23 protein-coding genes and 1 rRNA gene are annotated in these 26,418 nt (G+C 44.7%); 17 read left to right on the plus strand and 7 right to left on the minus strand.

Features of this window, described 5'->3' with window-relative positions; all coding sequences use genetic code 11:
- Positions 1-2: 2 nt before the first annotated feature.
- On the minus strand, positions 3-629 hold the full coding sequence (locus BQ4305_RS04035; RefSeq protein WP_110926578.1) for a nitroreductase family protein: 627 nt from the start codon (positions 627-629) through the stop codon (positions 3-5).
- 370 nt (positions 630-999) lie between these two features.
- Here BQ4305_RS04035 and BQ4305_RS04040 point away from each other — a divergent pair, with 370 nt between their 5' ends.
- From BQ4305_RS04040 to BQ4305_RS04085, 10 genes are all read left to right on the plus strand, one after another.
- Entirely contained in the window at positions 1,000-2,109 is a 1,110-nt protein-coding gene (locus BQ4305_RS04040) for an ABC transporter ATP-binding protein (protein WP_110926579.1), read from the plus strand.
- The gene (locus BQ4305_RS04045; RefSeq protein ID WP_110926601.1) at positions 2,099-2,902 is read left to right on the plus strand and encodes an ABC transporter permease; all 804 of its coding nucleotides are present in this window, start codon (positions 2,099-2,101) and stop codon (positions 2,900-2,902) included. The genes BQ4305_RS04040 and BQ4305_RS04045 overlap by 11 nt, the downstream gene beginning before the upstream one ends.
- A gap of 1 nt (position 2,903) precedes the next feature.
- Positions 2,904-3,710 carry an ABC transporter permease gene (locus tag BQ4305_RS04050; protein ID WP_110926580.1) on the plus strand — a complete coding sequence of 269 codons (807 nt, stop codon included), beginning with the start codon at positions 2,904-2,906 and terminating at the stop codon, positions 3,708-3,710.
- Positions 3,707-4,777, plus strand: coding sequence for an ABC transporter substrate-binding protein (locus tag BQ4305_RS04055; RefSeq protein WP_110926581.1), 1,071 nt, complete (start codon positions 3,707-3,709; stop codon positions 4,775-4,777). The genes BQ4305_RS04050 and BQ4305_RS04055 overlap by 4 nt, the downstream gene beginning before the upstream one ends.
- A 160-nt stretch (positions 4,778-4,937) precedes the next feature.
- Positions 4,938-5,879, plus strand: a complete 942-nt coding sequence (locus BQ4305_RS04060) for a fumarylacetoacetate hydrolase family protein (RefSeq protein WP_110926582.1) — start codon at positions 4,938-4,940, stop codon at positions 5,877-5,879.
- 139 nt (positions 5,880-6,018) lie between these two features.
- Positions 6,019-6,891, plus strand: coding sequence for a peptidylprolyl isomerase (locus BQ4305_RS04065; protein ID WP_234396868.1), 873 nt, complete (start codon positions 6,019-6,021; stop codon positions 6,889-6,891).
- A 76-nt stretch (positions 6,892-6,967) separates the two neighbouring features.
- On the plus strand, positions 6,968-7,321 hold the full coding sequence (locus BQ4305_RS04070; protein ID WP_110926584.1) for a SpoIIAA family protein: 354 nt from the start codon (positions 6,968-6,970) through the stop codon (positions 7,319-7,321).
- A 128-nt stretch (positions 7,322-7,449) separates the two neighbouring features.
- Positions 7,450-7,914, plus strand: a complete 465-nt coding sequence (locus BQ4305_RS04075; RefSeq protein WP_110926585.1) for a PadR family transcriptional regulator — start codon at positions 7,450-7,452, stop codon at positions 7,912-7,914.
- Between the two features lie 4 nt (positions 7,915-7,918).
- Positions 7,919-9,658, plus strand: a complete 1,740-nt coding sequence (locus BQ4305_RS04080; protein ID WP_110926586.1) for an ABC transporter ATP-binding protein — start codon at positions 7,919-7,921, stop codon at positions 9,656-9,658.
- 32 nt (positions 9,659-9,690) lie between these two features.
- A complete protein-coding gene (locus tag BQ4305_RS04085; RefSeq protein ID WP_110926602.1) occupies positions 9,691-11,472 on the plus strand; it encodes an ABC transporter ATP-binding protein in 1,782 nt (593 codons plus the stop codon).
- Between the two features lie 230 nt (positions 11,473-11,702).
- Here BQ4305_RS04085 and BQ4305_RS04090 read toward each other — a convergent pair whose 3' ends face one another.
- The gene (locus BQ4305_RS04090) at positions 11,703-12,221 is read right to left on the minus strand and encodes a hypothetical protein (RefSeq protein WP_110926587.1); all 519 of its coding nucleotides are present in this window, start codon (positions 12,219-12,221) and stop codon (positions 11,703-11,705) included.
- 519 nt (positions 12,222-12,740) lie between these two features.
- Positions 12,741-14,468, minus strand: coding sequence for an AAA family ATPase (locus BQ4305_RS04095; protein ID WP_110926603.1), 1,728 nt, complete (start codon positions 14,466-14,468; stop codon positions 12,741-12,743).
- A 367-nt stretch (positions 14,469-14,835) separates the two neighbouring features.
- Between BQ4305_RS04095 and def the strand changes: the two genes are divergently transcribed.
- Entirely contained in the window at positions 14,836-15,414 is a 579-nt protein-coding gene (def, locus tag BQ4305_RS04100; protein WP_110926604.1) for a peptide deformylase, read from the plus strand.
- A gap of 207 nt (positions 15,415-15,621) precedes the next feature.
- Here the strand turns inward: def and BQ4305_RS04105 are convergent, their stop codons facing one another.
- Together BQ4305_RS04105 and BQ4305_RS04110 are read right to left on the minus strand one after the other, a co-directional pair.
- Positions 15,622-16,320 (minus strand): SGNH/GDSL hydrolase family protein, encoded by a 699-nt coding sequence (locus BQ4305_RS04105; protein ID WP_110926588.1) that lies wholly within the window; start codon positions 16,318-16,320, stop codon positions 15,622-15,624.
- Between the two features lie 161 nt (positions 16,321-16,481).
- Entirely contained in the window at positions 16,482-16,907 is a 426-nt protein-coding gene (locus BQ4305_RS04110; RefSeq protein ID WP_110926589.1) for a DUF4395 domain-containing protein, read from the minus strand.
- Between the two features lie 521 nt (positions 16,908-17,428).
- Here BQ4305_RS04110 and BQ4305_RS04115 point away from each other — a divergent pair.
- The 5 genes from BQ4305_RS04115 (at position 17,429) to BQ4305_RS04135 (ending at position 24,616) form a co-directional block, all read left to right on the plus strand.
- The gene (locus BQ4305_RS04115; protein WP_199880546.1) at positions 17,429-17,821 is read left to right on the plus strand and encodes a MerR family transcriptional regulator; all 393 of its coding nucleotides are present in this window, start codon (positions 17,429-17,431) and stop codon (positions 17,819-17,821) included.
- A 151-nt stretch (positions 17,822-17,972) separates the two neighbouring features.
- A complete protein-coding gene (locus BQ4305_RS04120) occupies positions 17,973-19,277 on the plus strand; it encodes a hemolysin family protein (RefSeq protein ID WP_110926591.1) in 1,305 nt (434 codons plus the stop codon).
- A 239-nt stretch (positions 19,278-19,516) separates the two neighbouring features.
- Positions 19,517-22,309, plus strand: a complete 2,793-nt coding sequence (locus tag BQ4305_RS04125) for a response regulator (protein ID WP_110926592.1) — start codon at positions 19,517-19,519, stop codon at positions 22,307-22,309.
- 26 nt (positions 22,310-22,335) lie between these two features.
- The gene (locus BQ4305_RS04130; protein WP_110926593.1) at positions 22,336-23,169 is read left to right on the plus strand and encodes a CheR family methyltransferase; all 834 of its coding nucleotides are present in this window, start codon (positions 22,336-22,338) and stop codon (positions 23,167-23,169) included.
- Between the two features lie 304 nt (positions 23,170-23,473).
- Positions 23,474-24,616, plus strand: coding sequence for a fused response regulator/phosphatase (locus tag BQ4305_RS04135; protein ID WP_110926594.1), 1,143 nt, complete (start codon positions 23,474-23,476; stop codon positions 24,614-24,616).
- 70 nt (positions 24,617-24,686) lie between these two features.
- Here BQ4305_RS04135 and BQ4305_RS04140 read toward each other — a convergent pair whose 3' ends face one another.
- The gene (locus BQ4305_RS04140) at positions 24,687-24,851 is read right to left on the minus strand and encodes a CsbD family protein (RefSeq protein ID WP_110926595.1); all 165 of its coding nucleotides are present in this window, start codon (positions 24,849-24,851) and stop codon (positions 24,687-24,689) included.
- Between the two features lie 75 nt (positions 24,852-24,926).
- On the minus strand, positions 24,927-25,682 hold the full coding sequence (locus BQ4305_RS04145) for an alpha/beta hydrolase (protein WP_110926596.1): 756 nt from the start codon (positions 25,680-25,682) through the stop codon (positions 24,927-24,929).
- A 519-nt stretch (positions 25,683-26,201) separates the two neighbouring features.
- Here BQ4305_RS04145 and BQ4305_RS04150 point away from each other — a divergent pair.
- Positions 26,202-26,418 (plus strand): 16S ribosomal RNA (locus BQ4305_RS04150); the annotation flags it as partial.

Consider the following 26,418-nt stretch of genomic DNA (forward strand, 5'->3'; position numbering starts at 1 on the left):
GCTTAGATGAAAGTTGTAATATCGGAAAGAGGCAGCCTTGTCGTTTTGTATGAAGGGGATGCTGCTTTCCCAAGAGCAATCAGGACGAACGGTGTCTGGTTCTCCGGCAATTCGAAGCGTTCTGTGAACTTGGCTTTATCGAATCCGCCCATCGTAACCGTATCATAGCCTCTGGCTTTGGCAATCAGCATCAGCTGCATGGATATAAGGCCGGCGTCAAAGGCGGCGACACTTTTCAATTCCGCGCGGGGGGCTTTTGGATAGACGTTGCTGATATTGCCGACAATCTGATTTTTGGTGGCTTCATCCATAAACCCTGCTTCTACATTCATGCCGTAAATCTTTTCTGCATCCTTATACATTTCCAGATTTCCGATTACCGCGATAATGGCTGATGCCGTTTCGACCTGTTCTTGGTTATTGGCAATGGCACGCAGCTCTTTTTTAACTTCCTGATCTTCAATGACAAGGAATCTCCAGGGCTGCAGGTTGCTGGAAGAAGGAGCGGTGGCTGCTTCGGTGAGTATTTCCTCTATTTCACTTCTTTGGATTTTGAATTCTGGGTCATATTTGCGTACCGAATGACGGTTATGCATGACTGCTGATAAGCTTTTTGCTTGGTCTTCCATTTCATTTCCTCCTCATATCTGTTATGTAGCTTAGTATGAATGATAGCTTACCCCTGCATTCCGGATTCCGTCAAAATTTTTGCCTGACGCAGAGCCTGCTATTTAATCAAACGATTGATTAAATAGTTCAAACAGGCCCAGAATGCTGGATCGTAAGCCTCTCTGGAAAATGTTCCGGAGAAATTAATGTGAGAAATTTGTCTGTAAAATCATACAGGATGTTGCAGAAAACGGTATAATAGTGGGTATTCCATTGCACCGTGCATGTAGATAAAAAGCATGAGAAGCTGAAGTCATTGTGCGGATTATAAAAGCCATCCAAGTATCCTTCCATAGGACGTGCAGAATAAAGAACTAAAAGGAGGTCCCTATGACGAACGAGACCATTATTCGCTTTGAACATGTAACAAAACAGTATGACGAAGATCCGCCTGTATTGGATGATGTCAGCTTTGAGATTGAACGGGGCAAGTTTTATACTTTGCTGGGACCGTCTGGATGCGGAAAAACGACGATACTCCGCCTGATTGCAGGGTTCACGGAAGCGACATCTGGCGATATTTATTTTAAAGGGGAAAGAATCAACGATGTGCCGGCCAACAAGCGCCAGGTTAACACCGTCTTCCAGGATTATGCGCTTTTCCCCCATTTGAATGTCTTTGAAAATGTAGCGTTTGGCCTGCGAATCAAGAAAATGAAAAATGCAGAAGTAGAGGCGAAGGTGAAGGAAGCGTTAAGCTTTGTCAATCTGACCGGCTATGAGACACGGGAAATTAAGGAGATGTCTGGAGGACAGCGGCAGCGTGTCGCGATCGCCAGGGCGATTGTGAATGAGCCGGAAGTGATCCTGCTCGATGAACCGCTGTCTGCTCTAGATCTTAAGCTTCGGACTGAAATGCAGTATGAGCTTCGGGAATTGCAGCAGCGTCTCGGCATCACGTTCATTTTCGTCACACATGACCAGGAAGAGGCCCTGGCCATGTCGGATGAAATCTTTGTCCTGAATGCCGGAAGCATTGAACAGAGCGGAACGCCGATTGACATATATGATGAGCCGATTAACCGTTTTGTAGCGGATTTCATCGGGGAATCCAACATTGTTGAGGGCAGAATGATTGAGGATTATAAGGTGGAATTCCTCGGACGAGAGTATGAGTGCGTGGATCAGGGGCTGAATCCGAATGAATCAGTCGAGATTGTCATTCGCCCGGAAGACTTGGAAATTACGGCGGTAGACCGGGGCAAGCTTCATTTGAAAGTTGATTCTCAGCTGTTCCGCGGGGTTCATTATGAAATCAGCGGGTATGACAGCGATGGGAATGAGTGGCTCGTCCATTCGACGAAAAAGGCGACAGTCGGTGAAGAAATCGGGCTTTACTTTGACCCGGAGGCCATCCACGTTATGCGTCTTGGTGAAACGGAAGAGGAATTTGACCGCCGCTTAGAGTCCTACCATGACGGTGAAAATGATGAAGAATAAGCTGACCCGCAATCTGTATTTCCTGCCGTACGGTTTATGGATCGTCCTTTTTGTTGTTGCACCGCTTTTGCTAATTCTGTATTATTCATTTTTTGATATTGAAGGCAATGCATCACTCGTTAATTACCGGAAATTCTTCACACCGGTTTATTTGATGATGACACTGAGCTCCTTCTGGTATGCATTCCTGATTACAGCGATTTCCTTGCTTATTGCCTATCCAACGGCCTATTTGCTGACGAAAACAAGGCATAAGCAGTTATGGCTTCTTTTGATCATCGTTCCTTCCTGGATCAATCTGCTGCTGAAGGCATATGCGTTCCTTGGCATCTTTGGAACATACGGGATGGCCAACAGCTTTTTGGAAGTGATCGGGGTCGGCGCCCGGCAGCTGCTGTTTACGGATTTCAGTTTTGTTTTTGTGTCGGTTTATATTTTCATCCCATTTATGATCTTGCCGATCTTTAATGCGCTGGATGAATTAAATCCAACGCTGCTCGATGCGGCAAGCGATCTGGGGGCGTCCCGCTGGACAACATTCCGCCGGGTCATCTTTCCGCTGACATTGGACGGGGTGAAAGCCGGCTGCCAGGTTGTTTTTATTCCGGCACTGTCCTTATTCATGCTGACAAGGCTGATTGCGGGAAACCGGGTGATTACATTGGGAACGGCCATTGAACAGAATTTCCTTGTTACCCAGGATTGGGGCATGGGTTCCACCATTGCTGTGTTCCTGGTCATTATTATGTTTGTCATTATGCTCTTAACGGGCAGCAGAAAGAGGGGTGTGTAGGTTGCAAAAAAAGCTTTCGCCTCTATCGAAGCTGTTTATCCTGCTGATTTTCCTGATTTTATATACGCCGATTTTCTTTTTGATTTTTTACTCATTTAACAGTGCCGGCAATATGTACGAGTTTGAAGGCTTCACGCTGGATTGGTATAAAGAGCTTTTTGGGGATACCAGACTGCTTATCATTGTTCTGAATACACTGGTCATCGCGCTGCTTTCTTCGCTTCTCTCGACGATTATCGGGGTGCTGGGGGCCCTTTGGATCCATAATGTGCGGAGCCGGAAAAGGCAGAATACCTTGCTCTCTTTAAACAATGTGCTGATTGTCAGTCCGGATGTCATTATCGGAGCTTCTTTCCTGATCCTGTTCACGATGGCAGGAATCAGGCTTGGGTTCTATTCGGTCCTGCTGTCTCATATAGCGTTCAGTGTTCCGATCGTCGTGCTGCTCGTGCTGCCTAAGCTGCAGGAAATGAGCCCAACGCTTGTGGACGCGGCCCGGGATTTGGGCGCCAGCCGCTGGAATGTGCTTACGAAGGTTATTCTTCCTTATATCACGCCGGGCATTTTCGCTGGATTCTTCATGGCGCTGACGTATTCTCTGGATGACTTTGCCGTCACATTTTTCGTAACGGGCAACGGATTTTCAACGCTTTCTGTTGAAATTTATTCCTTGGCAAGAAGGGGTATCTCCCTTAATATCAATGCCCTTTCTACGCTGTTATTCCTCTTCACATTGGTGCTTGTCATTGTGTATTACTTTATTGCACAGCGCCATCACAGGCCTGCAGGAATGGGGGGCAAAAAATGAAACAGCTGGTCCGTATGTTTGCAGCGATAGCCATAGTGTCCGCTATTCTGCTGTATGTTATTTCAAGCCTGAACTCGTCTCAAGGATATTCCGGAGGCAATACGCTGACGGTGTATAACTGGGGAGACTATATTGACAGTGCCCTGATTGATGAATTTGAAAAAGAGACTGGGATAAAAGTCGTCTATGAAACATTTGATTCAAATGAAGCGATGATGACGAAGATTGAACAGGGCGGTACGGCTTACGATGTGGCTGTGCCGTCGGAATATATGATTGATAAAATGATTCAGGAAGACCTGCTCATCCCTCTTGATCATTCGAAACTGCCAAATTTAAAGAATATTGATGATCGTTTCATGGATTTGCCGTTTGATCCGGATAATAAATATTCTGTTCCTTATTTTTGGGGAACCGTAGGCATTGTGTATAATAAAAAGCTCGTCGATCAAGATTTTACCAGCTGGAATGACTTATGGGATCCTGATTTGAAAAATCAGATTCTGTTGATAGACGGGGCCCGGGAAGTCATGGGGATGGGGCTGAACAGCCTGAATTATTCCCTGAATGATACAAATCCGGAACACCTCAAGGAAACAAAGGCAAAGCTTGATACGCTCACCCCGAACATCAAGGCGATTGTCGGGGATGAAAACCGGATGCTTCTGGAAAATGGGGAAGCGTCCATCGGCCTTGTTTGGTCAGGTGTCGCTTCTGAAATTATGTATGAAAATGAAGACCTGGAATATGCCGTTCCGGAAGAAGGCTCGAATCTGTGGTTTGACAATATGGTCATCCCAAAGACAGCCAAAAATATTGAAGGAGCACATCAGTTCATCAATTTCATTTTGGATGCAAAGATTGCGGCACAGAATACAGAGTATGTCAGCTATTCGACACCGAATAAAGCGGCCTTGAAGTATATGCCAAAGGAAATGACGGAAGACGAACGCTTTTATCCGTCACCTGATCTGACAAAGAAGCTTGAGGTGTACGAGAACGTTGGGAAGAAGAATTTAGCCTATTACAATGAGCTGTTCCTAGAATTTAAGATGCATCGGAAATGAAGACCGGTTTGGGGTGAAGTGCATTCATCCCTGCCGGATTTTTTTAATTGGACAAAAACTTTACTTATTTTCTGAAAATTATGCTATATTATTCGCGAATGCGGGTCGGGCAGCTGGATTCTGTCAAAGAATACTTTTGTTAAAAGGAGATTGGCCATACATGAAACTAGTGACTTTTAGACGTGAAGGATATACAAGAATCGGAGCGGTGCAGGACCAACAAGTGATCGATTTGAATTATGCATGCCAGGCTAAGCTGGAATCAGAGGGGAAGCTTCGCTTCGAATTCATTGCAGAAGCGTTTGTGCCGGCGGATATGGAAGGGTTTTTGCAGGGCGGAGACGAGAGTCTTTCCATGGCAGAGGAATCAGTCCGTTTTGCTTTGGCGAACAGGGAGTCTTTCCGGCACCCTCTTATTCACCGGCTGGAAGATGTGAAAATAGAGGCCCCGGTTCAGAAGCCGGGGAAAATTATCTGTGTCGGACAGAATTACCGGGAGCATATTGCGGAGATGGGACGTGAGATGCCGCCTTTCCCAGTTGTTTTCGCTAAATTTGCCAACGCGGTCATCGGGCCGCATGATGACATTCCGTTTTACCCGATTTCTGAGCAGCTGGATTATGAGGCGGAATTTGCTTTTGTCATGGGAAAAAGGGCAAAGAATGTAGAGAAGGAAGAGGCGCTTCGCTATGTGGCCGGCTATACGATTGCCAATGATGTTACATACAGGGACATTCAGCGCCGCACATTGCAGTGGCTGCAAGGAAAAGCGGTGGATGGAAGCGTGCCGCTGGGACCATGGATTGTAACGTCAGATGAATTGTCCGATCCATCAGGTCTTGAGGTCCGCTTGACCGTCAACGGGGAGGAACGGCAGAAATCGAATACGGAAAACTTAGTATTTAATGTCGGCTATCTGGTTGAGTTTTTATCCAATCTGATGACATTGGAGCCGGGCGATCTCATTTTGACCGGAACTCCTGGGGGTGTCGGGTTTGCGCGTGATCCTCAAACGTTCTTGAAAGACGGCGATACCGTCCGGATTGAAATCGATAAAATCGGTGTTCTTGAGAATAAGGTTGCCCAAGCGAAAGGCGATTGACCGGGGCAGCCCTTTCTCCTCTCATGCTGTTTTGGCCCTGAGCCGGAAACCAGCCTTGGCCTGTCTTAAGGTTTTCTTAATAATCTTCCGGTAGCCTTGATAAAAAAAGCAAAGGGAGAGAATGATGAGAAACCTATTCATGAATTCGAAAACGTATATATGGGCAGGAAGTGTCTTATTGGCAGCGGCGGTTGTGCTGTGCTTTGTGCTGATGGGTGAAAAGGATACTTTGGCAAGCATTGACGGGGAGAAAATTAAAAAACAAGAGCTTTACGATAAGCTGGCTGAGCAATATGGAAGCGATATGCTGGAGCAGATGATCGCGGATAAAATTGTCGATCTGGAGGCCAAGAAAGAAAAGGTGCAGGTAAAGGACTCCGACATTCAGAAGGAGATCGATCGTTTATTGGAGACATACGGAGACGAGGATACCCTTGTTTCACAGTTGGAAGCAAGCGGCTCTTCCATGGCGGAATTAAAAAAGGAAATCGCCGTGTATGTGAAAACAAAAAAATTGCTTGAGCCGAGAATTGAGATAACAGATGAAGAAATCAGTAACTATTTTGATGAAAATAAAGAGTCCTTTGCGAATGAGGAACAGGTGAAGGCCAGCCATATTCTAACAAAGGATAAGAAAACAGCTGAAGAAGTGGAGAAGAAGCTGAAGGCAGGCGAAGATTTTGCGAAGCTTGCCAAGGAATATTCAACGGATACGGATAATAAGGAAAAGGGCGGGGACCTTGGCTACTTTGGCAAAGGAGACATGACTGAGGAATTTGAGAAGGCAGCCTTTAACCTGAAAGTGAATGAAGTCAGCGAACCGGTTAAAACGGATTATGGCTATCATGTTATTAAGGTGACGGATATTCAGGAAGCGAAGGAGCCTAATTTAGAAGACAGTAAAGAAGAAATAAAGGATGCCCTGCTGGCAGAAAAAATCCAAACCGAATACTCAGCCTGGCTGGAAGAAAAGAAAAAAGAGCATGATATTGTGAATAAATTGGAATCCTGAAATTCGGGCCTGCTCTCCGGCATGTTTGATTCTTTCTCTGCCGGGTTATGTTAAGGGTAAAAAGGGAGGGATTTGCATGCTGCGTATTATGCCATCCAAAGATGAACGAGTGCTTGCGGTGGAGTTTGACGGGAAGGCTGCAGGCGAAGATGCGGCTGTTCTCGATGCCCATGTTAATGAAAAGTTTGGGGACCGGGAATTTAACGTCCTCGCCGTTATCCGGGATGTGGACGGCTCGACACTGAAGGGATTAGTGGAAGGTATGAAATTCGACGCAAAAAAATGGAAGCAATTCCAAAAGTTTGCGGTGGTCGGTGATAAAAATTGGATTAAAGCGGCTGCTTCAGTCGGAAACCTTCTTCCGGGAATTGAAGCTAAACACTTCAACATGGACGAAACGGAAGAGGCCTGGAGCTGGCTCCGGTCTTAAATCAATCAATTGATTCAAAAGAGGAATCCCCGCCTTCAGAAAGGAAGCGGGGTTTTTTTTATGTATATCGATTGATATATTCCGATATATCGTTTAATATTATCGATATATAGTGAGGAGGAATCGATATGAGAAAACGGCGGGGATTTGTCCGGCTGGCCATTTTGCATGTGCTGAAGGATGAACCATTGAATGGATATCAGATTATGAAAGAGCTGGAGGTGCGGTCGGAAGGGCATTATGCTGCGAGTGCCGGTACGGTGTATCCTGCTTTGCAGGAACTTACGGATCAATGGCTGATTGAATTGGATGATGCAGATAAAAAAATCTACCGCATTACAGGGACCGGTAAAGAGAAGGTGGAGGAATGGCGGACTAAAGAGGAAACGGACTTTTGGCAAGAATGGAAAGCAAAGATGATTTGGCGGAATTCAGAAGAATTCACGGAATTGAGAGCTTCCATGATGAGCTGGGAAGAAGAGCTGAAAAAGGCAGTCAAAGAGGCGCGGGGCAGTCAGGAGAAAGCGAAAGAATTAGCTGTGTTTCTGAATACTGTTACAGACCGCCTGAAGAACGGGAAAATAAGGGGGTAACTTCATGCAGTCTTTGAAGCGATTGCTTGCCTATGTAAAGCCATATACACTGTTTGCCGTTTTAGGACCGCTTCTGATGTGTATCGAGGTAGGAATGGATTTGCTGCAGCCGGCTATTATGCAGCATATTATCGATACGGGGATTGCCAATGATGACCGGGGATATGTGCTGAAGCTTGGCCTGCTTATGCTTCTGGCCGCTGTAATCGGTCTCATCGGCGGAGCGGGGAGCTCCCTCTGCAGTACGAAGGCGGCAGTCCATTTTGCAGCGGATGTCCGCCGGGATGTATTTTGGAAAATCGAGCAGTTTTCCAGCTCCAATACGGATGCTTTCGGGGCTGGAAAGCTGATTACGATTGTGACAAATGATATTGCCGCTGTTCAGCAGTCCTTGATGATGACCTTGAGGATTTTTGTCAGGGGTCCGCTGTTGTTTATCGGCAGTGTGATTATTGTTTGGTTCACGGCACGCCCGCTGTTCCCGGTTCTGTTCGTCGTGATCCCGGTGTTAATGGTGATTATTTATTTCTTTTCTGCCAAATCCGGTAAGCTCTTTGGCAAGGTTCAGAAAGCGCTGGATCAGGTCAATACCAAGCTGCAGGAAACATTGGCCGGCATCCGGGTTATAAAGGCTTTCGACCGCCAGGATTATGAAAAGGGCCAGTTTAGGAAAGTGAATGACAAGCTGACGAAACGAACGATGTCAGCGGAGCAGGTCATCCTGACGTTAATGCCGATCATGCTGTTTATTGTGAATCTTGGAGTAGTAGCCGGTCTATGGCTGGGCGTGATTAAGGTCAGTGCCGGAACGATCCAGATCGGAATGATTCTTGCGTTTATCAATTATTTAAACATTATTATGAACGGACTTGTTTCGAGCAGCCATGTGTTGATGCAGATTACGCGTTCCTTCCCTTCTGCGGAAAGGATTCGGCAGGTGCTTGATACAGAAGCAGATATTCAGGAACCTGAAAGTCCTGTTCATGTCCCGGCTGCTGCCGGCGAAGTGGAATTCCGGAATGTATCCTACAGCTACAGCAAAAATGGCGAGTATGTCCTGAAGGATATCTCATTCCGAGCCAAACCAGGGGAGACGATTGGGATCATTGGGACGACCGGGAGCGGAAAATCGACGCTTGCCAAGCTTATTCCGCGTCTGTATGCTGCCGATTCAGGAGTTATTCTTCTGGATGGAAAGGATATTCGGGACTATTCAGTAGAACAGCTGCGCAGCAGCATTGGTTTTGTGCCGCAGAAGGCGACATTATTTGCCGGTCCGATTGATGAAAACCTGAGGTTCGGTAAAGAGGATGCAACCGACGCTGAGCTGGAAGACGCTGCTGAACAGGCTGCAGCGATGGAGTTTATCGAAAAACTTGAAGGAAGATTCAGATATGAGGTCATGCAGGGGGCAGTGAATCTGTCTGGCGGACAGAAGCAAAGACTGTCGATGGCGAGGGCCTTCATCAGGAATCCGAAGATTTTGATTCTTGATGACTCGACTTCAGCCATTGATGCCTTGTCAGAAGCCGCCGTCCAAAGTTCCTTGAAGGAAAGATTTGAAGGGTCTACCGTGTTTATCATTTCTTCTAAAATCTCTTCCGTCCGGGATGCCGACCAAATCCTCGTTATGGAGGACGGCGCTCTTGCTGCACAGGGAAAACATGAGGAATTGCTGGGACGAAGCCAGATTTACACGGATATTTATACGGCTCAGAGCGGAAAGGAAGTGAAGACACCATGAATCAGCCAATGGCAAAACCGGCAGCCGATGCGATGAGGAGGGCCCGGGGTCCGCGCGGTTTTGGCGGCCCGGTCGTTAAGGCCAAAGACCGAAAAGGGACAATCAAACGAATTTGGCGCTACATGGAAAAACAGAAGGCACCGCTTGCCGGTTCGATCTTTTTTGTGATTCTCTCCACCTTGCTTGGCCTGCTGGGCCCTTATTTAATTGGGGTAACGGTAGACCAATATATTATTCCAAAGGATACGTTCGGCACGTTCCGCCTGCTTGGTATTTTGGCTGCCGTTTATACGCTGATGTCTGTGTTTACCTGGCTGCAGAACTATATGATGGTCCGAGTTTCCCTCCATACGATTCGTCAGCTGCGCCAGGATTTATTTGATCAATTCCAGGTCCTCTCCTTAAGGTTTTTTGACAAGCGGGCGCACGGGGATCTGATGAGCCGGGTGACCAATGATGTGGAAAGCCTGAACAATGCGCTGAGCCAGAGTGTGATTCAGATTTTCTCCACGCTGCTGATGGTGACGGGGGTAGCCATTGCGATGTTTTCTATGAATTGGATCATGGCTTTGACTGTTCTCCTTGTTATTCCATTGATGATGTTTACCACGAAGAAGATCATCAAGTACAGCAGCCATTTTTTCATTAAAAGGCAGCGGGATTTAGGGGAATTGAACGGCTGTGTAGAGGAATCCATTTCAGGGCTTGAGGTCGTGACTCTGTTCAGTAAAGAGAAACAGATGTACGGCAAGTTTTCTGAGGTGAATGAGCGGCTTCGTCATTCCGCTATGTCGGCCGATACGGTTTCCGGCTTCCTTGGCCCGATTAATAACTTTATTAACAACTTGGGACTAGGATTGGTCATCGGGGTCGGTGCAGTCATGACAGTACAGGGAATGGCAAGCGTCGGGATTATCGCGGCCTTTGTGACGTATTCCCGGCAGTTCTTCCGTCCGATTAATCAGCTTTCCAATCTGCTGAATACTTTCCAGTCGGCGATTGCCGGAGCGGAACGGGCATTTGAGGTAATGGATGAAGCTCCGGAACTGGAGGACCGCAAAGAAGCGCTTCCGGTTTCCGCCTTTCGCGGGGATGTGAAGTTTGAGCAAGTGCATTTCAGCTATGATGCGGGGAAGCCTGTGTTGAAGAACATCACTTTTTCTGCAAAAGCAGGCGAGAAGATTGCGCTGGTCGGAAAAACGGGATCTGGGAAGACGACGATCATTAACTTGCTGATGCGGTTTTATGATACAGATTCCGGGAATATTCGAATTGACGGACGAGAGATTAAAGAGTATCAATTGAGGGAGCTTAGGAAGAACATTGGAATTGTCTTGCAGGATACCTTCTTGTTTTCCGGTTCTATCATGGACAATATCCGGTACGGGCGGCTGGATGCAACGGATGAGGAAGTGATACAGGCAGCGAAAACAGCTTCTGCCCATCGATTCATCAAGCATCTGCCAGACCAGTACCAGACGGCTGTCGCTTCCGGCGGCTCCAATCTGAGTCAGGGCCAGCGCCAGCTTTTGGCGATTGCCAGAGCGATTTTGGCCGGTTCCGACATTTTAATTTTGGATGAAGCCACATCGAGTGTGGATACCCGGACAGAAATGGAGATTCAGAAAGGACTCGACCGTTTGATGGAAGGCAGAACGAGCTTTGTCATTGCCCACCGTCTAAAAACGATTGAGCATGCAGATCAAATTCTTGTCATTGACGGCGGGGAAATAATCGAGGCGGGAACGCACGCTGATCTTTTGGCGAAGAGAGGATATTATTCAAGATTGTATGAAAGCCAGTTCACCCTTTAATCTGTTAGAAAGAACCTCGTACAGAAGCAAAAACGGGAATTTTTAGAATAATAAATTGTTATACAACCAAGAGGCTGAGACAAAAGGATTCTAGCCAAAGAAAAATCCGAACTGGGATTCATCATTCGAGAAAAAGAATGGTGAATAGTTCGGATTTTTTCTATGAAAGGACTTTTTTGACCCTGAATATTCGTATTTAGTGATGAACATTTTAGTTATGTCTCAGCTTTTTAATGATTATTTACCGGCGGTTTAGAAGAGAACTGTGAGCTTGGCTCGATCCCAGTTTCTGGATCTAGATCAGAAGGAGAGTCTGTTTTTAATGAATCCGGCACGGCCTTCAGCTTGGTTCCGGCTTCTGCCATTTTTCCGCCGAGATCCTTGACCTCGCCTTTGGCATCCTGGGCAGTGGACATTGTATCTTGAGCGATTTCCTTCACTTGGTCCACTTTATCCATGACATCTTCATTGACAGATTCATAGAGGGCTTCGGCGTCATTGACGACTTCCTTGATTGTATTTGTCGCTTCTTTAACGCCAGAGACCATTTGCTCCTTCACGCCGGATGGATCTTCTTTCACCTGGCTGACAATATCCTTGGAATTATTCTTTAACATGACGGCAGATTGCTTGACCTTATTACGAGTAGTGGAGTCGAGCAGAGTGATGGCACCGCCGACAATTCCTCCAATCAAAATCCCTTTTAACAGTTTGCTGTTCTTTTCGGTATCCATTGTTTGTTGGGCCATGATTTATTCCTCCTCGAATAGTGGTTTGTGTGCTTATCCTGCTTTTTCCCGAATCAGCAGGAGTTTAAACAAGGGAAGAATCGATTTACTAGATATTGACAGATTCATAGACGGCGTTTTATCGTTGAAACATTGAATAGTTCAGTTTGTGAACTAAATGTTGCTGGAGGATAAAAGTAAGGAGAGGCCGTGCTTTTGGCCTCTCCTTATTTGTGAAGAAAATAGGATCCAGTCAGATGGAAAGAGTCTGGGACAAAAAAATATCAAATTCCTCACAGAGAAATTTGATATTTTTCACTTATGCTGCATGGATTTCCGTTTTAGGGACGCTTTTCCGGGGGCACGGCTCGAGCCTGCAGTCTCTCCCTCGTGCTGTTCCTCCAGGAGTCGCCCCTCCACTCCAATCCATTTATAAAAGATCCGTTTCTCACGATAGATTCTTATTCATTCTAAGAATTTTCTGCTTCTGTCTCAGCCTGTTTTTAATGAAACAGTTTATAGCGTTGTGCTGAATGTCTTTTAGACTAAGACAAGCTCCGGTGCTTCACGCCGTGCAATTTCTTCGACTTCGGAACCTTCTAATGTTTCTTTCTTCAGCAGGGCTTCGACCAATTCTTCAAATTGAACCCGATTGGCATCAATGATTTTTTCGGTTTCCAGAATGGCTTCATGGAAGAGTTCCTGCATTTTCTTTTCTTTATCCGCTTTGCTGAATGTCAGGGTGAATCCGTCCTGCAGTACGCCGGTTTCGACCATCTGTTCAAGGACATGCTTCGCTTGTTTGACATCACCGCTGACACCGATGCTGTGCTCACCCAAATACATTCTTTCTGCAACACCGCCGGCAAGGATCATTTTGACTTGGTCAAGCAGCTCGCTTGCTGTTGAGAGGTGAAGCTCTTTTTGAATCGGGGCGACGTAGCCAAGTGCTTCGCCGCGCGGAATAATGGTTGCTTTCCGGACTGAACCAGGTTTCGTGATGGCTGCGATAAGAGCATGGCCGCTTTCGTGGATGGCCACCCTGTGCTTGGTTGCCGGATCGCTCATTGTCCGGGATGTGGCTCCGAGAATCGTCCGGTCTATTGCATAGTCTAAATCCACTTTTTCAATCATTTCCTGGCCGTTTCGAAGGGCATGCCTGGAAGCTGTTTCAAATAAGGAACTTAAATCCGCTCCGGAAAATCCAGAAGTGCTTTCTGCCAGTTCATCAAGTGAGTCCGCAACATCAGCAGCCAGCTTTTTTCCTTTGGCATGGATGTCGATAATTTCCCTTCTTCCCTTCGTATCGGGAAGGGGAACCAGGAAGGAAAAATCAATCCGGCCTGGACGCAGGAAGGCTTCATCGAGCATATCTTTTCGGTTGGTTGCTGCAACGAACAGGATACCGTCATTTGAATGGCCTCCATCCAGCTGTACAAGCAGCTCTGTCAGTGTTTTTTCTGCTTCTTCCCCGCCCTGCGGTTTCCTTCTGCCTGCCAATGCATCCACTTCGTCGATGAAGATGACAGCCGGCTTCTGCTTGCGGGCGTTTTGGAAAAGGCTTCGTACACGGGATGCGCCGACGCCGACGAACATTTCATTAAAGGCAGATCCGCTGGCTGAAAAGAAATTCGCATCGAGCTCCTTGGCAATCGCTTGGGCAAGGAGGGTTTTTCCGGTGCCGGGAGGGCCGTATAAAAGAAGTCCCTGCGGCGGTTTAATGCCAATTTTGGCTGAACGCTCCGGTTCTTTTAGGATGGAAAGGGTCTGCAGGATTTCTTGCTTAATTTCTGCCTGCATTCCGCCTACATCGTTCAAGGTAATGTTTGGAAGAGGACGGGCTGTGGAAAGGCTTTGTTTTTTCTTGCCGACCGCAGCTGCTCCGCCGGACTTTTTATGGATCCAGAATGCTGAGCCGATTACTGTTAAAAGGAAACCGGTCAGAATCCACAGGCCCATTTGGTTCGCGGATGAAAAAGAGTACTGAACATTATAAGTTTCGACAAGTTTATTGACCATTTGGCTGTTAGGCGGGACGTTAGTAACAAACTCACCGCTTGGTGTCGTGATATGCAGCTTCCCGTTTTTGCTTTCTTCTATTTTAACGGCAGCCCCGTTTTGGGCCTGAATCGTCTTCTCAACGGAAGAAAAGGGGATGGCTGTCACTTTGGATTGCTCAATCACAAACCATGTAATCCCAGCGGTTATCACAATGAACGCCGTAAGTAACGGCAGCAGCTTCGAAACAAATTTTGAGTTCGACTTCAATTCTCCATCTCCTTTTAAAATATATATACAGTATAAAATTTTTAAACCTATTTTAATAGGTAAAAAGACTTTAAAATTACAGGTAAATAATGTAATAGATAGCTGGTTTATCCATAATTCCGGAATAATCCGCCTATCTTTAAAAGACAGTATAACTTTGTAACCATCTTCTTTCAAATAAAAATGACTCTTCTTGTTTTTAGGAGCTCAGGCACAGAGTATTCTTTTTTATGTGAAGGATCTTGGAGGATTGGCATAGAAAAATCGGGATTCCTGAGCGAATATCCGCCCGTCTAAATAGACATTTTGCAGGTGAAATGCTACAGTGAATTTACCAAAAAAATAAAGATAGCTGAGTGTGATCAATATGAGTAAATTTACAAAAGACTACATTATTACGATGAAGGATATTGTGAGAGAAGGAGACCCGATTCTGCGGAAGGAAACGGCGGAGGTTCCTCTGCCTGTATCAGAAGAGGACAGAGACACTCTTGCATGCATGATGCAGTATTTGAAAAACAGCCAAGACCCGAAGTTGGCAAGGAAGTACAATCTTAGGGAGGGTGTCGGTTTATCCGCAAACCAAATTGGCCTCGACAAACGGATGTTTGTTATGTATTTTACAGATGAAAAAGGAAAGCTTCACGAAAGGGCAGTGGTGAACCCGAAGATCATCAGCCATTCCACGGCGATGATTTACCTGCCTCAAAGTGAAGGCTGTCTCTCTGTTGACCGGGATATTAAAGGATATGTTCCCCGCTATGAACGAATTAAAGCGAAAGCCTTTGATGAAAATGGAGAAGAATTTACAGTGCGCCTCCGAGGGTTTGCGGCGATTGTCTTTCAGCATGAATTCGATCATTTGAATGGGGTTATGTTTTATGACCGCATCAATCAGACCAACCCATTCAAGCTGCCGGAAAATGTGGAAATTAACAGCCTTTAAGAATCTTGGAGGGCTGGATGAAAACGGACCTAAGGAAAGAGGCTGGAACAAAAGCATTTCAGCCAAAGAAAAAAACCGAACTGGGATTCATCATTCGATAATAAGAATGTTGAATAGTTCGGTTTTTTTCTATAAAAGAACTTTTTCGATCCTAAATATTCGTATTTAGTGATGAATATTTTTAGTTATGTCCCAGCCTCCCAGTTCTTATTGAGAAGCACGGTTCAGCTGGAGATGATTCTGCAGGCTTTCAAAGACAATTCGGCTCATTTGGCCGTACCCTTCCGAAGTCAGGTGAATGCCGTCATCACTGATCAGCTGGCGGAGATCCCCTGCTGATTTAATATGGGTCCGAACATCAATCAACGGCACCTTTAATTCATGTGCAAGCGTTTTTAGCCTGCGGTTATACATTCCATGCCAATGCTCAATTCCTCCGACACAGGAAATGAAATGGCCGAGGGAAGGGCCGAATTTCCCGGCAATATTTCCATAATATCTGGCCGGGTCAAGCGGAGGCAGCGTCAAAAGGAAAGGGGTAATGTGCTTTTCCTGAAAACTTTTGACAAGCAGGGTGATATTCTCCAGATAGCGGTCAATCGGCACAATCGGCTCATGCTTGTGTGCCGGGTTCTCAGCAACTTCCTCCCATTTAAAATTACAGTCATTCCCGCCGACTTCAATCAGCACAATATCGGGCTGTTCGGACAGTACGTCTTTTTCCAGACGGCTGACAAGAAGATCTGAATTATCATTAAAAACTCCTTTATTTAACACCTCCACAAAAGGCAGGGATTCGGCCAGTTTAGACAGGGCGGCGGGATAGTTATCTTTAATGATCCTCATTCTGCCCCTCACAAAGGAGATTCCTCTTGTTAAACTGTCCCCGAAACAAACGATTTTCATGCTGCTCACCTCTTCACGTTACTTATATCCTTATTTTAGGTTTTACCACGGCGCTCGGCAATATAATCGATCTTTCAAAAAAAATAGCCGGAATTCAAAGGGGTTGCCGCGGATGGTTTCACATCCGCCCAATAAGGTTCTGCTTAGTTATCTTGATATGGTTACTTTTTCATGCGGACGGAACGGCGATACATATATTGCTTCCATTGAAAATGGATAAAACAGCCGATACAAAATCCGAGAATGGCGACAAAGGAGGCAATCCCGACCAAAGCGGTGAACACAATGCCTGCTATTTCCCAGCTGAGCGAAAAGCTGATCAGACCAAGACCAAGGCAGGTTACGGCGATCAGCTGATTGAATTTTTGCTGCTGCGCATCCTCCGGAATATATTGATTCACAGGCTTTTGTAAGAACAGTTTGGCAAAGCGCATCACCGGATTAAAGTTGAAAAAAAGTCCGAGCAGACCGGCGGCCAAAGGAATGGCAAGGATCCAATACTGTCCGAAAACCAAGGTGATGAGAGCGCTTAGGAATATCACCCATTGATTGGTCCGTACGAGCGGGCGGGGAATGGAGTTCATCATAAAACCAACTTTCCTTATAAGAATTATTTTCTTCATTTTATCCTGGTTTTCTTATTTTGAAAAGAAATCATGCTCGAGATTAAATTATAATTATTATAATTTAGTATTGATTATTATTATCAATTTAGTATAATGTTTGTATAGAATTATAGAATACATGAAAGATTCCAAGGAGGCGTTTAATATGCCAGTGAATATTTGTAAAACCTGCGGAGCGCCCATGAAAAAGTTAAAACATTCCGTCCTGTGCAATTGCGGGCCAAGACTTCTGACAGATCATTTAACAGTTAAAAATAAAAAGAGAGCAGTTTAACATCATATAGAAACGGAATCGGGACTTAGCGCCCGATTTTTTTTATGGAAAGGAAATGAACGCTTACTCTTTTCCAGAAGCGGGTATAAAGAGGTAATGAAAATTTGTGCTTTGTACCATCTTGCAGTACATTTAAAGAGAAGATGTGTCTTTATTTCCTAAAACCATCACGTGACAGTTTGGGAGGGATGACATTGGGAATGTGTATTTGAAAATTGGAGAATTAGCCCAGATGGCGGGCGTGACAAAGCGGACCGTCGATTATTACACCAATATTGGTTTATTGCAGGCAGAACGTTCACCTTCCAATTACCGAATCTACCAGGTGGGTGAATTGGAGAAACTGCACCGGATTGTTGAATTCAAACAAAATCATTTTTCACTTGAAGAGATTAAGACGATTCTTCAGGCTGACAGGGAAGCAGCAGAACTGGACGATACAGGCAGGCAGTTAAATGACCGGATGCATGGACTGAATGAAGAACTGCAGAAGGCGATCTATCTTATTGAAAAGGATGAGAGCAAGGAAAAACGGCTGAAAAAGCAATTATCCCACGAAAGTGCCGTCTTGCTTCAGTCTCTGCTTGTTTTGCTTAGCTGAGGATGTTTTTTTACGAAAGCCAATAAACAGGACTGTTTAAGAGAAAGATAAAGGGAACTAAATTCGAAGAAGAAAATTTTATGAAGCAGGAGGTGTTTGGGACATTATTTTAAAACAGCTGGTTTGGCTGTTTCAGAATAACCCATACATATTGGATACATTTGATATAACGATTAAATTATTGGCAGTCGCCGTGTTGATTGCTCTGACCGCATTTTTTGTGGCATCGGAATTTGCCATCGTAAAGGTAAGAAGTTCAAGAATTAATCAGCTAATTGAGGAAGGACATAAGAATGCACTCGCGGCAAAACGGGTCGTCAGCCATCTGGATGAATATTTGTCGGCCTGTCAGCTGGGAATCACTGTGACAGCCTTGGGACTGGGCTGGCTCGGAGAACCGACGGTAGAAGCGATTCTTCTTCCGCTGTTTGAAAAGATCGGTTTAGATGAAGCCGTTTCTCATATTATTTCTTTCTTAATTGCCTTTTCAGCCGTTACCTTCCTTCATGTGGTAATCGGGGAGCTTGCTCCTAAAACCGTTGCGATTCAGAAGGCCGAGCAGATTACGCTTTTGTTCTCAAAGCCTTTGATTTGGTTTTACCGGATCATGTTCCCGTTCATTTGGATTTTGAACGGATCGGCAAGGCTGCTGGTCGGTATCTTTGGATTAAAACCGGCATCCGAATCAGAGGAAGCGCATTCGGAAGAAGAACTGCGTATTATCTTGTCCGAAAGCTTCAAGAGCGGGGAAATCAACCAATCTGAATATAAATATGTAAATCAGATTTTTGAATTTGATGAACGGATTGCCAATGAAATCATGGTGCCCCGCACCGAGATGACAGTGATTGAAACAGGGACGTCCCTGCTGGAAGTGATTGAAACGATACAGGAAGAGCAATATACACGCTATCCAGTTATCGACGGAGATAAAGATAATGTCGTCGGGATGGTTAACGTGAAGCGGCTGTATACGGCGACCATTACGGAAGCGAATGTTTCCACCCTGACAGTAGATTCTTTCATTACCCCAATCATCCGTGTTCTGGAAACGATTCCGATTCATGATTTGCTGCTTAAGATGCAGAAGGAACGAATCCATATGGCGGTCTTAACGGACGAATACGGCGGCACGGCGGGAATCGTGACTGTTGAGGACATCCTTGAGGAAATCGTCGGAGAAATCCGGGATGAATTTGACCAGGATGAACGCCCGCAAATTCAAAAGGTGAAAGAAGGGCAGTACATTTTCGATGCAAAGACTTTGATTGAGGATGTCAATGATACACTCGGAATTCACCTGCCGGAAGATGATATCGATACGTTAGGCGGCTGGATGCTGACCGGAAAATTCGATGTATCGGTAGGAGACAAAGCAGAATTCGAGGGCTGCGAATTTACCGTGACGGAAATGGACGGACACCATATTCTATACGTTGAGGCAAAAAAAATATAACACCAAAAAAACCGAGAGCTTATGCCTTTCGGTTTTTTGCTCAATATGGGGAATCTTCCATATTTTTTTAATAGGGCAAAGCAAGATTAAAAGCTGGAAACTCTTATTTTCCTATTAAAAATGGTAAAATGGTGATTGGTATCATTGATGACAAAGTTATAGAATGAATGAAGACAGTTTCTAATCAATCATCCATCTTCCCATATATAAATCCCATTAATAGAAAGCAGGAGTGATCAATGAGCTTTAAGAAGAAGCAGTTACTCGGTTTTGGCATGATTTTGATCTTACTGACGTTCTTGCTGACGATTTTAGTCTATTCGCTCAACACCATGAAGAGCAATATGACCGAAATTGTGAAAGATCGGTATGTCAAAGTGCAGCTTGCCATGGAAGTCCGTCAGTTATTCTCTCAATCTGACCGTGAAATCTTATTTGCCGCGAATGAAGCCAATAAGAAGGAAGCGGAAGAAAGTATCCAGACTATTAATGAGAATCAGAGAGTGATAGAAGAGGACATCGCACAATTATCAAGTATTATCAACACACAGCAGGCGGATAAGCTGCTGAAGGAGTTCGAAACCCAATATACGACTTATGGAATCACCCAGTCGGCTATCATTCAAAGCATTCAATCGAATGAAGAAAGCGGTGATTTATCCGCTCTCATGAATGAACAGAAAGATAAGCGGACCAAGGTCATCGAAGCTTTGGAGAACTTCAAAGATTATCAGGAAAATATCATGAATGAGACGCTTGCAGACTCTGAGAAATCGTACAGCAACTTAATGCTCTTCACGGCAATTACCGTTCTGTTCAGCATTGTTATCATTTCTGCAATTATTCTTTGGATGATGCGCAGCACGTCCAGAGACCTGCGTTCTATTACAGGCGTCATCCAGAATATTGATTACAGCGATTTAACGGAGCTTCCCCGTATTAAGGTGAGAACTGAAGATGAAATCGGCGAGATTGCCAAGTCATTCAATGAAATGGCTAGTTCTTTGGAAACGTACAGCCGAAAAGAAAGAGAGTTCACTACAAAGATCAGTGAACAGAACTGGATTCAAACCCGTTTGGCGGATATTGCGACTATGTATCAGCGGATTGTAGATATGGAAGTGCTGGCGGACCGTTTTATGACCCGTCTGGCACCGATGATCGGTGCTACTTACGGCGCGTTTTATGTTCGCAGAGGCACAGGCAAGGATTCGAGATTCGTGAAGCTTGCTGATTTTGCCGGCGAAGGGGACGGAGCAGGAAGACGGGAATTCAAAATGGGCGAAGGGATGATCGGCCAAGCGGCTTTGGAGAAACGTTCTCAGATCATTCACGATATCCCGGATGAATATCAGCTGGTTACAACAGGTCTCGGCGAAGTAAAACCAAAAAGCATTTTGATGGCTCCGGTCGTTTTTGAGGATGAGGTTGTGGCCATGGTCGAGCTGGCAAGCCTGAAACCATTCACAGACTTAGAGCAGACCTTCTTGGCACGTGTATTAGAAACGCTCGGCATTACCATCAACAATGTCGAAGGAAGAATGGAAATCGAGCGCCTGCTGAAAGAATCACAGGCCCAAACAGAAGAATTACAGGCTCAATCTGAAGAATTGCAATCCCAGTCTGAGGAAATGCAGGCCCAGTCAGAAGAACTGCAGACACAGGCTGAAGAGCTGAGAATGATTAATGAACAGCTTGAAGAACGAAACCGGGAAGCAGAAGAAAAATCCCGCTTGCTGCAGGAAGCCAAGTCCAACTTGGAACAGCAGGCTGAAGAACTTAAACTAAGCTCGAAATACAAATCAGAATTCATGGCCAATATGTCCCATGAATTAAGGACGCCATTAAACAGTATTCTGATATTATCTGAAATGCTGTCAGATTCTGAAGACTCCCAGCTGACAGAAGAACAGCAGGAATTCGCCCGGGTGATTAACTCTTCCGGACAGGATCTGCTGAACTTGATCAATGACATTCTTGACTTATCAAAGGTTGAGGTCGGAAAACTTGAAGTTTCGTTTGATGAAATGAATTTGAGTACAGTTCCAGACCAGCTGCACCGAAATTTTGACCATGTCGCTAAGAAAAAAGGAATCGAATTCAAAGTCGTGAAAGACCCGGCTGTCCCGGATATTATCTTTACGGATGAACAGCGCTTTCAACAAATTTTGAAAAACCTTTTATCCAATGCTTTCAAGTTTACTGAAGAAGGATCGGTTAAGGTTTCTGTTAAAAAGGCAGAAGAAGAGTATGTTGCTCAGTGGATTAATACCGAGCTTTCAGATACATGGCTTGAAATTAAAGTGAGCGATACCGGAATCGGTATTTCAAAAGAGAAACAGAAGATTATCTTTGAAGCCTTCCAGCAGGGAGACGGAGCGACCGTCCGCAAATATGGCGGTACAGGCCTCGGACTTTCCATCTGCCGGGAGTTTGCCAAACTGCTTGGCGGCTGGGTTGTAGTCGACAGTGAAGAAGGCAAAGGCAGCACGTTCACATTCTTTGTGCCAAGCCTTCCGAACGGGCAGCAGCAGGCCATTGACCAATCTCTTGGAGCCATTCCGGAAGTAGCAGCTTCGCAAAATGAACCAGAAACTTTGGAGGATCCGGAAGAGGAAATTCTGGCTGCGGAAGAAGAGGAGCAATCTTCTAATCCTTTCTGCAAGAAGAAGGTTCTCGTAGTCGATGATGACCACCGCAATATATATGCTCTGGAAAAGGCCTTAAAGCAAGAAGGCATGCAGATTATAACGGCAAAAGACGGATTCGAATGTTTAGAAATCATGGAACAGGAGAATGATATAGACGCCGTTCTGATGGATATCATGATGCCTGGAATGGACGGGTATGAAACGATGACAAGAATCCGCAGGGAACCCCGTTTTGAGGAACTGCCGATTATTGCGCTGACAGCGAAAGCGATGAAGGGCGACCGAGAAAAATGCTTAAAGGCAGGCGCATCAGACTATGTCAGCAAACCGCTGAAGATTGACCAGTTATTATCGGTCCTTCGTGTCTGGCTAACGAATTAAACGGAACGGGTAAGGAAGGTCCTTGAATGAAAGACACATTAACGCAAGAAGAAAAAGAAAATATAGAAATTGATTTATTGCTTGAAGCTGTGTATCGATTGTCTGGTTTTGATTTCCGAAGCTATATGCGTTCTTCCATCAAAAGAAGGATTGAAAACAGGATGAGGATGGACCGGATCAGACGGATCAGCACGATGGTTGAAAAAGTTCTCCATGAAAAAGGCTTTGTGGAAAAATTGCTGAATGATTTCTCGATTAATGTGACCGAGATGTTCCGTGATCCTGATTTTTTCAGAGCGTTTCGCCATACTGTGATTCCTCATCTGCGCGAACTGCCTGAAATCAGGATTTGGCATGCGGGCTGCTCAACGGGGGAGGAGGCTTTTTCCATGGCCATCCTTCTCTATGAGGAAGGCTTATACGATAAAGCCAAAATATACGCCACCGATATGAATGAGAACGTTCTGAAACAGGCGGAGAAGGGCATATTGCCGCTGAACAGGATGCAGTCCTATACGAAGAATTATATTCAGGCTGGCGGAGACCGGGAATTTTCGGAGTATTATTCGACAGACTATGAAAATGCTTATCTGAACGAAGAAATTCTAAAGAATATCGTCTTCTTTCAGCATAATTTGGTAACGGATGGTTCCATTAATGAATTTCATATCATAATGTGCCGGAATGTCATGATTTATTTCACAGGGGAATTGCAGACAAAGGTGAACCAATTATTTTATGACAGCCTATGCACAGGAGGCTTCATAGGAATCGGAAGCAAGGAGACCCTTCGCTCCACGCCGTTTACCGATAATTATCTTGAATTCGACAGTACAGAAAAGATTTACAGAAAGAAATAAAAGAGGGGATTGCCGATGCGGCAATCCTCTTTTTCTTGAATCAGGATGGAAATGAGTCTGGGATCTGGCTGAAAGCAGAAACGGGTATTTTGAGAGCCTTATAGAAGAAAGTTTAAAAAAGAAGGTTTAAGATAGAAGGATAGCGGGTATTAAATAAGGTCATGCTAAACAATTTTTTAACCGATGAATTAAAGGATGGTTGATAAAGGATTTAAGAGAAATAAACAGAATACGGTTGATACGACATATATAATACATAAGATAGATAAAGTCGCTCGATATAAGCCAAAAGGGGAAGTAGAGAATGACAATATTAATCGTAGATGATAACAAGGTCAACCTTTTCGTTATAGAGAAAATATTAAAACGGGCGGGATACACAGACTTCGTTTCATTGAATTCAGCAAAAGAAATGTTTGATTATTTACAGGTGGACAGCGAAAAACCGGTCGAAACATCGGTGGATATTATCTTGCTGGATATCATGATGCCTGAAATCGATGGAATCGAGGCGTGCCGGCGTCTGCAAAATATTCCGCACCTCCGGGATATACCGGTCATATTTGTCACAGCCCTGGAAGATTCCAACAAAGTGGCCGAAGCGCTCGATGTCGGCGGAATCGATTATATTATGAAACCGATTAATAAAATCGACTTGCTGGCGAGGATCCGGGTGGGCCTGCGGCTTAAATATGAAAAAGACTGGCATAAAATGCAGGATGAAAAAATCCGCAATGAGCTGGATTTATCGATGCAGGTCCAAACCAGCCTGCTCAGTGAACCGATAGTAAATGACCATTTTTTCATAAATGCTTCCCATCTCCCGGCCAATAAACTGGCCGGTGATATGTATTATTGGCATAAAATTGATCAAAATCGATATGGAATCATTCTGCTGGATATGATGGGACATGGGATTACAGCTTCCTTGGTGTGCATGTTTATTTCCTCTGTCCTGCGTGATGCTATTCGAATCCATACGGATCCGGTTTCGGTGATCACGGAGCTGAACAGATGGATGAATTTGCTGAACAAATCTGAAAATCTGGTTCACTATTATTTTACGGCCGTTTATCTGATCATTGATACAAATAAAAAGACCGTGGAATATGTGAATGCCGGCCATCCGCCGGGCTATGCCCGTCTTGATGACGGCCAGATGATCGAAATGGATAAAGGCTGCACCCCTGTTGGACTTTTCCCTGAAATGAAAATCAGCAAATCTATTATAGAATATCAAAATAACATTCAAATTTTATTATTTACAGACGGTGTCATGGAAGCGTTGGATTCGGATGCCAATGAGGGACTCGAACGATTGAGGGAAGTTGCTTCGAACTATTGGGAATGCCGCCAGGATCAGCAGCCAATAGATTATGTGCTTCCGAAAGACATGCAGAAGGACCAGCCGGATGATATGTGTGTCGTCATGATTAAAGCCGACTGATACGTTCTCTTTCATAGTAAAGACATGAAGAAGCCCCTGTTTGAGAACAGAGGCTTCTTTTTTGACAGGATCAGTCTTTTAACCGGCTGATGCCGTCTTGGAGCTTGCCTTTTAATTTATCTTTCTTGCCTTCTGCCTGCAGTTCAGGATCATTTTGGGCATTGCCGGCCTGGTCCTTCACTTCGCCTTTGACTTTATTGACAGTGCTTTTTAGCTTATCAGATAAATCACCCATTAAAATCCTCTCCTTTGTCATGTCTTCTTACCTTTATACCCGCTTGTAATAGGAATAAACGAGGAGAGGGGGAGATTAAGAAACCCTGAGCTCCTTAGACACCTGGACAATGAACCGGGCTGCCTCGTCCACAATCTTGTCTTGATCAAAATCAAGGGAAGCGACATGATAGGATCTGTCCAATTTGATTAAAGCTTTCTCCTTGGAAGAAACAGAATCATACAATTCCAGAGAACAGCTTGCCGGAACGACATGGTCTTCAGGAGAATAAAGGACCAAAACCGGACAGTTCACCTGACTCAATTTTCCTTTAACTCTTTCCATCAATTTCAGCAGTTCCCTGACTGCTTTCAGCGGCACTTGATCATACGTTAGTTCTTCTGCTTCTTTATTATGAATATCAGGCTCTCCCTCAGACAAAAATCTTGGAGTTAACGACCCTTTATATTTTTCGTATTCAGGGACCTGTAGAGCTGCATTGATCGTCATAATTCCATCACATGCTGTCTTTGATGCGATTTCCAGTGCTAAAGCACCTCCCATGGACTGTCCGAGGATGTACACTTCGCTGCATGTTTTCTTCAGTTCTTCATAAGCAGTCAGTAAATCTGCAATCCAATCCTTATAAGAAGCTTTCTCCATATCCAATACATCTGTGCCGTGGCCTCTGAGACGTGGAACTGATACTGTGAAGCCCTGTTCAGCGAAACGTGTCCCAAGATATTTCATGCTTTGAGGGGTTCCGTTGAACCCGTGGCAGATGAGGATGCCAATTGAATTGCCTGATAGAAAAATAGGTTCAGCGCCTTGCAAAATCGGGTATAACGACATATTATCTCCTCTTTCTGCTTTTTAAGAATGGAACCACAAACATTATTATTCTGATTAGTTTACTTGGTTATAATGTATCATGGTTTCTTAAAGAAGGTCAAATGAAATAAGAGAAAGACGCCCTGAAAATTCATTAAAAGTATTTTTGAAAAAGGATTGACTAATTGTCCATATGCAGGTAACATAGATAAAGTATTAACGAGGTACACGAAATCATCTCTTTTACAAGAAATTGTTTTTAAAAAAACTATTGACTTCTTATATTGAAAATGATAAGATGAAATGGTTGCTTTTAAAACAAGTGATTTTAAAATTAGTATAACAACTTCGTAGAAGTTGACAACTAATCGGTATCGTGTTATACTTTAAAAGTTGCTGATGAAGCAGCTGGTTGCTCTTTGAAAACTGAACAAAACAAAGCGTAAGCGTACGATATATAGTGAACTAACACTATTCAAAAAAGTAATGTTGACCATTAACGTATGTTAATGCCAGCACTTCTATGAGCAAGTCAAACATTCTTCGGAGAGTTTGATCCTGGCTCAGGACGAACGCTGGCGGCGTGCCTAATACATGCAAGTCGAGCGAATCAAAGGGAGCTTGCTCCCGGAGATTAGCGGCGGACGGGTGAGTAACACGTGGGCAACCTGCCTGTAAGACTGGGATAACTTCGGGAAACCGGAGCTAATACCGGATAGTTTCTTCCCTCTCATGAGGGAAGATGGAAAGACGGTCT

The organism is Bacillus massiliglaciei (genome assembly GCF_900098925.1).
Lineage (GTDB): Bacteria > Bacillota > Bacilli > Bacillales > DSM-1321 > Peribacillus > Peribacillus massiliglaciei.